Below are 10,542 nucleotides of genomic sequence, written 5' to 3' on the forward strand. Positions count from 1 at the left end.
TCATTTTTTTATTTCTTTAGCAAATAGGAAGGATATATTTTTATAACAGCAAATAATGCCTTCAGCTTCGCCTTTTTTAGGCTTGTTTTTTGTTTTGTAAAAAAGACCTCTTTAATCACATGAGCAACATACAAAATAAATTGTTTAGCAAATGTTTTAAACTTAAAATTTTTAGATATAAACAGTAGCTTATTGCGATAGACATGGAATACAAAAAATGGCGACCATTCTTGGCTACTCCCTGTATGTACATGTCTAACTAGTGCTGTTGGACAAAATAATAATTTCAAACCTTGTTTCTTTACTCTATATGATAAATCAGTATCTTCATAGTACATAAAAAACTTACTGTCAAACCCGCCTATATCAACAAATAAATCACGCCTTATCATCATTGCCGCTCCACAGCAGGAATCAATTTCTCTGGCATTATCGTATTGTCCCTGGTCTTCTTCACAAAAACCCTGATCAAAACCATTAAAACCTTCATCGACTCCTGAACCTGCATTTTGTATCAATGTTACTTTATTATTACTGATGAAGTCTTCGTCTAAGACAATTTTTTCGTGAAGAGAATAGCTATTCTCACCTATCATTATAAAATCAGTAGTTTGATCGTGTTCTTTTATTATTTGTAAATCAATACTATATTCTGACACTCCATGAATTAGTGGTAAGTAAAAAACAGTATGACCAAAGCAAGTTAATTCACTATCCATGTACAATAAGTTTTTTGTGAATTTCATATCGACTTTTTGACTAATATCATTTATCTGTACAATACTAGATATTATAATTTTGTCTTGGGTTTTAACTTGAACTTTGATAAAATCATGAAAAAATACTAGCTTTGAGGCTACCATACCAATATTTTTCTGACTACTAAAAAAGGTGTACATTTCGAGAAGCCAGTTTTTCTCTACCGTCGTATCATTATTAAGAAAAACAACATATTCACCTTCCGAATGTTTAACACCATAATTGTTACCACCAGCAAATCCCAGATTCTCTTTCGTTTCTAAAATCTTTAAATTGGGAAAAACATCACGATAGCTTTCTGTTAAAAATTGAATGGAATCATCAGTAGAATTGTTGTCAACAAAGACTATTTCATAAGTAAGACCAGCTGAATCCATTTTAGAAAGAGAATCAAACAGATTTTTTATATACCTTTTCCCGTTAAAGTTAACAATAACAATTGAAATTTTATAAGACATCAAAAATCTCCCTATTCTTTTCATAGAAAGTTTCTACTGAAAAATCCTTTGCTCTTTTGGACGCGTTAAGAGCAATAGTCTCTCGTTTTTCCGAGTTGCTAATTAACTCCTGAGTGTATTCCAGTAACTCTTCCTCGGAATTCCATAAAAACCCATCCCTTTGTTGATTAACAATTTCTGTTTGTCCCCCTTTATTTATGACAATCGGAACAACACCTTTGCTCATTGCTTCTACAGTAGTTATACCAAAATGCTCCATTTTCTCAGGGAAACGATCACTCTCTTCATTAAATCCCGTTGCATGCCAAAAAAGCTTAGCTCGATCATAGAGATTATTTACTTGAGACAAATCACTATTAATGTACAGATAGATGGGATATCCTTGAATTTTCTCCTTTATTTTAGCCACATACTCTATATCAACAGGGTTATTAGATAATGCTCCAACTATGTGCAGTTCCCAACCTTGGAATTCATGAATATTCTTCACAAAAAAGTCAACTAAGAAATCCTGTTTCTTATTATGAGCCCCTACAAAAAAACGTCCTACAGATAAAATAATATTTTCTTTTTTTTCAAACTCAATTTCATTGATTTCATTTTCTAAAAACACAGGAGGATATATAGTGACATTTTTCTTTCCAGTTCTCCAATAGTGTTGCAGCCAATGGTTTGTAAATTTAGAATTACTTATAAAATAATTGTAGCTATTCTTAAAACGAAAATTCAACCAATCGGCAACTAAATTATGTGGGAATTTATTAAAACTAAATTTCTGAGGTGGAAACATACAAGAGTATAAGTTTCTTTTCGCTCTGCCTATATGTTTGCTTAGAAACATGAAATTTAAAAACAAGTCATACTTACTTGTAATTTCTTCTATAACCTTTTTGTTTTTATAGTGTTCTATTAATGACCCAGGTGCCTTCAAATCTAATTTTAAAATTTTAGTTCTATCCAAATGAATTCCAAAACGATTATTTAATTCATTTATGGTAGGGTAATACTCCGAATGAATGTTAACTTCGTTATAATTATGAACCAATATATCAATTTCAACATCGTTATAATAGGATTCGATGAATTTACAAAAATAGGCCATATGCTTCTCCCCTCCTCCAAGAGTGGGATAATAGGGATTTAAAACAAGCACTTTCTTACTCATTCATCTTCTTCCTTCCTTCGTGCATCATTAAAAATTTGTTTTTTCAATTGCATAAATTCATACTTCAACTGATGATAATCATTTTGAAGATTTTTTAAAGAATCAGACAATCTTCCATTTTCTAAAACAACTTCATGATTATGCTTTTGTAAATGAGTATACGCAAGATTATTTTCATTGAATTTCTCTGTCATTTCATGAAGCGATAAATTCAAATGATTAATTTGTAACCTAAATTCGTGATTTTGTTCACTCAACTCAGTAATTTGAATGTTTTTTATTACGACTTGTTCATTCAACAAATCCAACTCTTGATTCTTTAGAGCTAGCTCTTCCGAACTTTGCTGACCAACCCTATCTTTTTCGTTTATTAAAAATTGATTTTCCTCTATTAAATGCTTAGTCTTTTTGAAGATCGCTCTTCTTTTAAGACTTCGATTTAATAACTCAGTAATCTTTTGGTCAATCTGAAGATTAGTTTCATTATGCTGCTTTTTTAATGTGTCATACTTAAGTTGTAATTGGCTAATCTGATTTTTTATGCTTTCTGACTCCGTTTTTAAATGAGCTTCTTGACTTTTATAATTATCTAGCTCAATCATTTTATTATTTAATGTTATTTTGCTGTTTTCTAATTTAATTGAAAGCATTTTTTTTTCACTATTCAATGAATTAATTTTGTCTTCATATTCACCCAGCAAGTGTTGTTGGTTTATTGTTTGACTCTCATTCCTTTTGCTTTCATCTAAAACCTTATTTAAAGTTTCAATTTTTTTCGAATATTGATCACCAATGTTATAGAAACGCTTTTTACCAAGCACATACTCCTGAAATGCCAACTCCATTTTTTGATATTGCGAAATCTCATCAATTTGAAACTCTTCAAAAAGATCATCTAATTTCAGAAAAGAGTTTAAATATTCGCCATACTTCCAAAACAGTCTAGACAAACTCCTATAGATTATAAAATTCAAAGGAATTGATGTGTGAAATATCCATTCGTAATCAATAACAGTAAACATAGATCCGTCAAAAAAAATATTATCAAAGGTTAAATCAATATTTGCTTCAGCCATACACTCTACATCTGAAAAGTTAGGTTCAAATCCGAATATTTCTAAAAATAATGTAGTGGGTTTAAAATCTTCTTGGTGCCTAATATCAAAGGTTTTCAAATAATCAATATATTCTCTAATAAATTCCAATAAATCAGGGATGCTTTTTTTTGAAATTGCATCTAACATATGCTCATCTAATGATTTCCCTGGGGCAAAATCAAATGTAATAGCACTATCATTCTTTAAAGATGCCTTGGCGGAGTTTATATGTGGATATTGTTTGCTCATAAACACATAATTGTCATAGATTTGCTTGATATGAGCTTTACTGTCGACTGTTAGAGCTTCCTTTTGAACATAATTAGTTCCCGAGTTATCTGTTAATATACTTGTTTTAAGTTGAAATCTCGGCAGACGGTTACGGTTGTATTTAGTGTATACAATTTTCATTTCGCAGTCCCCTCATAATTTTCACTAAAGACTAAGAATGAATTCGCGAAAAGGTCAAAGTGACCATTTTGTATAATGTTATTAAATACTAAGTACTCTTCAAAACAAACAGTTTGCTCAGTATCATAACTTGGAGTTACTTTTTCTAGTTCTCCCACTTTTGGAAAGCAATCGTCGGAGAATATTTGTGTAGGGAGCTTATAATCCGGCATAGGGTAATAAAATTGCGGATTCTGAAATCCTGCTGTTTCAAGCAAATTAGTTAGATCAGTCTTACCAAAGGTTTTAACACCCTTATCAGAGATATATCCTTCTAAGCTTTCAAACTGAACTCCCGTGTGATCTTCTTTTCTTCCAGCCCAATATTTTAAACCCAGTTTATTTTCAATGGCAACAATCAAAACACCATCTGGTTTTAACATTTTTTTAATACTCTTCAGAAAATCTAGATAAGGCTCAGCAGTATTCGTGAATTTCCCTGCATACTCAAGAACTCCTATTAGAGTTATATAGTCAAACTTTTCATCGAATTGAATATCGTTTAAATTCCCAACCATAATTTCCAAATTTTTTTTATCTCTGTTACGATAGGCATTTATTTCTGCCCTCTTCTTAGAAAGCTCTACAGCCACAACTTTTTCATTCTTTTCGCATATTATCCCAGTAACACCGCCACAACCTGCCCCAATTTCTAATACAGCACTTCCTTCTTTAAAAGGGTACCAATCAAGCAAATTAAATCGATAGGGTGATAAATGATACAAAACAGGCCATCTATCATCCTTACTTAGGATTTCATGAACATCAAAATCTTTTTTTACCATTTCTAAAATTTCATTTTCTATATCACCGTCACTATACAGATCCTCACCATTATAATATTCATAGTTCATTAGCACATTTCCAATTTTTGTTTTCATAGGGTTACCCTCTATTTTCATTTTTAAACAACTGAATTTGTGACTCTAAATCATATAAACCTACAATATTTTTAAAAATGGAAGCCTCAAAGGAAAGTACATCATACAAACGGTGATAGACTACTAATTCATCGCTCTGAAAACCAGTACAACCCAAAGAAAGAGTATAATATCCACTTTGGAGTTTAAAACTTTGCGTGAATGTCACAATTATCTCCTCGCCTGGTTTTATATCTGGTGTCAATATATTTTCAAACATTGTATTAGTTCCACAAATTTCATTTCCTTTTAAATCCTTAACTGTAAATGCAAAAATAGGTTGCTCTAATTGTGCATGAAATCTAATTTTCATTTTAATCACGACTGGCTCATCACTGATAATTTTAGTTGAAGGGATACCATCAAGATCAAAAATACCGAAGTCTATGATTTCGGCCAGTTTGTCTCCATATTCAAGTAATGTTTTGTTAACAGAAAAGCTCTTTTTCCATTCGCCAACTTCAGCGAGGCTAGTTTGCTTATTTACTTTTAACTCCTCACTTATATCATAAAGATTCACCAGTATTTTCTTATATACATCTACCATTTCTTTTGGAGTTCCCTCAGCAACATTTTCTCCATTATGAATAACTGCAGCTCTATTACAATACTTCAATATCGTATCCATTGAATGAGTAACAAATATAATAGTTTTGCCTTGATCTATAAATTCATTAATTCTTCTAAAACACTTCGTCTGGAAGGCAACATCTCCGACAGACAATGCTTCATCGATAATTAAAATATCAGGATCAACATTTATTGCAACAGCAAATGCTAACCTGGCAAACATCCCGCTAGAATAGGTTTTAACGGGTTGATGAATAAAATCATCGATATCAGCAAAGCTCAAAATATCTTCTAGACGCAAATCCATTTCATCCTTTGAAAACCCCATAATTCGACCGTTAAAATATATGTTCTCCAAACCGGTTAGTTCAGGGTTGAAACCCGCGCCCAATTCGAGGAGTGCTGCAATTTTACCATCCACCAGAATGTCCCCTTCACTCGGTTTCAGTACCCCAGTGATCATCTTTAGTAATGTTGACTTACCCGCACCATTTTTGCCCAATATCCCAATGCACTCACCTTTGTTAATAGTAAGCGAGAGGTTTTTCAAAGCATAAAATTCTTTATGCCTTTTACCCTTCATTGGGACTACCGCTTCCACTAAGCGATCTGTATTCTTCTCATATAGCTTATAAATTTTAGAAACATTATTCACACTTATAACTGGGTTTGGAGAGAGTAATTCTTGCACGGTACTGGACATCTCCGTAACCTCCTTAATTTTAAATGACATCAGCAAAATGAGGCCGCAATTTTTTGAATAAGTAGTAACCAATTAGTAGAAAGATAAAAGTAACCAGCCAAAAGTACAGTGTTTGTTGGGGCCGTTCCCAGAACCAATAATGATACAAAAATATTCCACGATAGCCCTCAATGATATAATAAAGAGGGTTTAGCTTAATTAAAAATTGATATTTTTCCGGAATAGCCGTTAGGGAATAAAAAATTGGAGTCAGCCAAAAACCAAATTGCAGAATCATGGAAACCACCTGGCCTACATCCTTCAAGAAAATAACTAGTGAAGAAGTAATCCACGAAAGACCTAATAGTAAGGCGATCATACAAATCAAGAAATATGGAATTTGTAGATAGTAAATGTTCGGTTGAAATCCGTATATAGAAAACAATACGAATAAAAAGACCAAAAAAAACAAATGTACAAACAATGAAGAATAAATCTTAACAATAGGTAGAACCTGGACCTTGAAAATAACTTTTTTCACCAAAAAGCTATTCTCTGTTATTGAATTAGTAGCTGTTTGAAGTGCATCAGAGAAAAAATTCCATGGTATTAATGCTACAGAAAACCAAAGAATAAAGGGAAAATCGTTCATAGGCATATGTTTAAAACCTACTTGGAAAACAAACCAAAAAATCAACAAGCTAATTAATGGTTGAATAAATGCCCAAGCAATTCCCAGATATGATCCAACATATTTTTTTTTAAAGTCATCTTTGGACATATCAAAAATGAATTTATGTTGTTTTAGAAAACGCAATAAAACTGAATGCACAACTACTCGCCAACTTTCCTTTTTAAATTATAGATTTAAAATAAGTCGATTTTACTTCGTGTGAAATTGGGTTACTAGTTATAACAAGACAATGTATGCTAAAATATTGACGTATCTACAAGAAAAGGAGATTGTAAACCTTGTCGAATCCAGTATACGGGAAACAGGCCAAAACGTCGACCCGTGACGATAAAAGGCCGGCTATGTTTTGGGTGTTAATTGTTGGCATGATTTTGTTTTTAGCTTGGGCCCCCTTCCAGGCTGCACTTTTTAATGGGCAAATGCTCGATTTTGAGAAGCCTCTGTATTGGGCTTTGATCATCAGCACGATTCTGCTGATATTGGGAATCGTAACCTATTATAAGAAATTCAAATTGGAAGATCAAAGAGACTGGTTGGCTGTGCTTGTTATCTTACTTCCGCTGACGTTCGTGCTTTCATTGATTTCTGCTGCTTCTCATTATCTCGCGATGAACATGGTAGTGGTGCAGTGCATCTATGCCTCGTTCTTCATCATTACATTGTACGCCTTGCGAGATCGGCTGAGCAACCAGATCATCCAAACCGCGATTATGACCGTAGCTTATATTATTATAGGCTTCGGCCTCATCAACTGGTTTGGACAGTGGGTATTGGCCGGACGACTCGTGGATTGGTTCTCGACAATGGTAAGCGGTAATCGCTACGTTGATGCCATAAAGATAGATACTAATGGTCCGCGTCTCACATCCGTCTTCCAGTACGCGAATACATATGCGGCATTTTTGATGGCATTTTTGTTCGCAGCTATCTTTTGTCTGATGAAGTCGAAGACGTGGTATGGAAAAGCGACTCATGCCTTTATGCTGGTGCCTATATTGGTATCACTGTTCCTGACACTTTCACGTGGTGGTCTCATAATGCTGCCAGTCGTATTTGTTCTCTTACTTCTGTTTTTCAAACCTGCACGGCAAATCTTGTGGATTTTGCATTGCGTTATTGCCGGCGTGGCTTCACTTGTTATTTTGAGCCCTATTACAAATTGGGGATTACAGCTTATTCAAACCTACAACGGTGCAGAAGCTGCCAAGGCCTGGGGACTGCTCATTGCCGCTTCTGCTGTGACTGCTCTTGTTTTATGGCTCGTACAAAGCTTCCTAAGCCCTCGTCTGGAAAAAGGACTGCAAGGTCTGGCTTCACGAAAACTCTCTAATCTGTGGCTACCTGTTGGCTCTGTGGTCGTGATTGGTGTAATTGCGTTCCTGCTCATTGGTACAGGACTACGAACTTTTCTACCAGCCAATGTAGAGACACGTCTGGAAAATATCAACTTCCAACAGCATAGTGTGCTGGAACGTATAACCTTTTATCGCGATGCTTCCAAGCTAATTGCTGATTATCCATTGATTGGCGCAGGTGGCGGCGGTTGGGCTACGCTGTATGGAAAATATCAAGACTATGGCTACACAAGCGCACAGGCACATAACTTTTTCATGCAGTATCTGGTAGAGGCCGGTATTCTTGGATTCATTATTTTTATGGCGTTTATCCTTTATATTTTCTATAAATACATTAAAGGTTACATCAAGAGCGATGAGGAAAAGCGGGATAGTCACTTCCTTTACCTGATCTTGGCAATGTCCATTTTGCTCCATAGTCTATTGGACTTTAATATGAGTTATGTGTTCATGGGTATACTGGTGTTTATTGGACTCGGGGGTATGGCTGCAGCAATGGATGCACAACCTGTAAAACGCTTGGCGATGAAGCCTGAAGGTTTCCGTCCGATTTATAGTATCGTCATTTGTGTTCTCAGTATTGTGCTTCTGTTTGTAGGGCTGCGCTTTGCACAAGCCAGCAATGCTGCCTGGGAAGCAAAAGCGCTGGAAAGCAGCAATTCGTTCGAACAACGACAAGCTGCTTATAATAAGGACTTGAATCTGCGCCCAACTCATATTGATTCAATTGTTGGTTTGTCTAGTATGTATTATCAGGTCTACAAACAAACCAAACGCGAAGAGTTCTATACAGGCGGTATGACCATTGTTGATTTGGGGCTGCAGGCAGAACCGTATAATAGAAATATGCTGTTTATCAAAATGCGACTTGAGCAAGCTAAAGGAAACAATGACAAGGCATTTGCCATTTTGGAAAATAACCGTGCTAACTTCACCTGGGATCTGGATTGGTACAATTTACTGATTACCCAAGCGTTTGAATTTGGCAATAAAGCTCGGTTGGCTAAGGACTCAGCCAAGGAACAGAAGTATTTCCAAGCAGGTCTTGCTGCTTATCAGCAGGTTCTAGATGGGCTAGCTCATCTTAAGACGATTCCACCTGAAATTCAATTGATACGTACTTTTGAAGTAACTCCAAGCATTGCGCTCAGTGCTGGAAAAATTGAGTTCATGTCAGGTAAACCCGCCGAGGCTGCCATCATCCTGAAAAACGGCTTGAAGGACGATCTGAGTGACGCTACGAATCGTGAGGTAACCCGATACTATATTGCCGCTTTGCAAAAGCAGGGACAAGATGACAAAGCATTGTACGATAAGCTGATTCAAGCTGATCCCAAGGAAAAAGAACTGATAAACGAACTGAAAAGAGAATAGTCCCTGAAGTTTAGTTGTTCTCTGTTTTGTTTATTTGAGGCTGTCCCATAAATCGATGGGATGCCCTAAAAAACAAAAAAGCCCATCCTTGGTAAAAGGGACTGACCCCATAACGTGAGACAATTAAAACACTTTCAAGAGAATGCAATCCTGTCGTAAGATAGGGTGATAACCTTGAAAGTGTTTTTGCGTTGGCAACTAGAGTTGAGTTACCCGTTAGAAATAAAAATGAAAGTGATAGAAATTAGATTGGCATGAGTACCTGTAAAAGAGGTTATAGAGCAGTTCGGAATACGGAATAAGACACAGCTCAAGACGTGGATGTGGTGGACGAAATATACCGTCTGGAGCAGCCTGTAGGTAAGCAATACAGCTACGGAAGAGGTCCAGAACTCTCTTTAGAGCTTGAAAAAGTAAAAACAGAAAAAAGTACAAGGAATGGAAAATAGGTGGAACCTAAAGTCATCATTACTTGGGTCGATTCCATTCGAGAAGTCATCAGTATCAACTCGCTCGCGTCGTAAGTGAGACCCTGAATTGGTTCGATGACACCACCTTAGACGCAGCCTACCCTGAAGGGGGTGAAACAGCAATCATCGCAATAAGCTCACCAAAGTCATTCTCTACGCCTACATGAAGTGCATCTACTCATCCCGTCAAATCGTCAAAGCAGTTTAAGAGCTATTCCATTCATTTGGCTGGCCGCCCGTCACGTCGAGGTACAGCAAGCTCCTGCTCGCCATACTCGCTAACGACGTTCTTCCTTGCTATTGCTGTTACGGCTGTTTGGCGTCAATTTACCCTTGGTCTCTTGCTCCTCCTAGCCCAGGTGCGCGTCCATTTCTGCTTCCAACACCTCCTGAAGAGTCTCCGCAAGCAGTTCATTTAAGGCATTTTACACATCCTGTGCAGTCACCTGGTTTTTCTCCTTAATGAAAGCTCGCAGTTGCTCTTTTGACCAAAGCCCCATGTATTCTCCTCCCTTTCTATGACTTCCATTTTACTAAACAAACTATTT

General features: G+C 35.9%; 7 protein-coding genes and 1 pseudogene. 1 reads left to right on the top strand and 7 read right to left on the bottom strand.

All coding sequences use genetic code 11. From position 1 onward, the window contains the following. Nucleotides 1-8: 8 nt before the first annotated feature. From T3H97_RS23285 to T3H97_RS23310, 6 genes are read right to left on the bottom strand one after another with little or no spacing between them, the layout of a single operon-like run. Entirely contained in the window at nucleotides 9-1,217 is a 1,209-nt protein-coding gene (locus tag T3H97_RS23285; RefSeq protein WP_328800986.1) for a glycosyltransferase family 2 protein, read from the bottom strand. After that, the gene (locus T3H97_RS23290) at nucleotides 1,207-2,382 is read right to left on the bottom strand and encodes a glycosyltransferase family 4 protein (RefSeq protein ID WP_328800987.1); all 1,176 of its coding nucleotides are present in this window, start codon (nucleotides 2,380-2,382) and stop codon (nucleotides 1,207-1,209) included. The genes T3H97_RS23285 and T3H97_RS23290 overlap by 11 nt, the downstream gene beginning before the upstream one ends. Further along, nucleotides 2,379-3,890 carry a coiled-coil domain-containing protein gene (locus T3H97_RS23295; RefSeq protein WP_328800988.1) on the bottom strand — a complete coding sequence of 504 codons (1,512 nt, stop codon included), beginning with the start codon at nucleotides 3,888-3,890 and terminating at the stop codon, nucleotides 2,379-2,381. Before T3H97_RS23295 ends, T3H97_RS23290 begins: the two co-directional genes overlap by 4 nt. Continuing rightward, the gene (locus T3H97_RS23300) at nucleotides 3,887-4,810 is read right to left on the bottom strand and encodes a class I SAM-dependent methyltransferase (RefSeq protein WP_328800989.1); all 924 of its coding nucleotides are present in this window, start codon (nucleotides 4,808-4,810) and stop codon (nucleotides 3,887-3,889) included. Before T3H97_RS23300 ends, T3H97_RS23295 begins: the two co-directional genes overlap by 4 nt. Before the next feature lie 4 nt (nucleotides 4,811-4,814). Further along, nucleotides 4,815-6,122, bottom strand: coding sequence for an ABC transporter ATP-binding protein (locus T3H97_RS23305; protein WP_328800990.1), 1,308 nt, complete (start codon nucleotides 6,120-6,122; stop codon nucleotides 4,815-4,817). 19 nt (nucleotides 6,123-6,141) lie between these two features. Beyond that, the gene (locus T3H97_RS23310) at nucleotides 6,142-6,933 is read right to left on the bottom strand and encodes an ABC transporter permease (RefSeq protein WP_328800991.1); all 792 of its coding nucleotides are present in this window, start codon (nucleotides 6,931-6,933) and stop codon (nucleotides 6,142-6,144) included. A gap of 140 nt (nucleotides 6,934-7,073) precedes the next feature. On the opposite strand from T3H97_RS23310, the gene T3H97_RS23315 reads away from it, so the two are divergent. After that, nucleotides 7,074-9,524, top strand: coding sequence for an O-antigen ligase family protein (locus tag T3H97_RS23315; RefSeq protein WP_328800992.1), 2,451 nt, complete (start codon nucleotides 7,074-7,076; stop codon nucleotides 9,522-9,524). A 714-nt stretch (nucleotides 9,525-10,238) separates the two neighbouring features. Here T3H97_RS23315 and T3H97_RS26485 read toward each other — a convergent pair. Beyond that, nucleotides 10,239-10,494, bottom strand: a pseudogene (locus T3H97_RS26485) (transposase); the annotation flags it as partial. Between the last annotated feature and the right edge of the window lie 48 nt (nucleotides 10,495-10,542).

This window comes from Paenibacillus sp. LX16 (assembly GCF_036252815.1).
GTDB classification, from domain to species: domain Bacteria; phylum Bacillota; class Bacilli; order Paenibacillales; family Paenibacillaceae; genus Paenibacillus; species Paenibacillus polymyxa_B.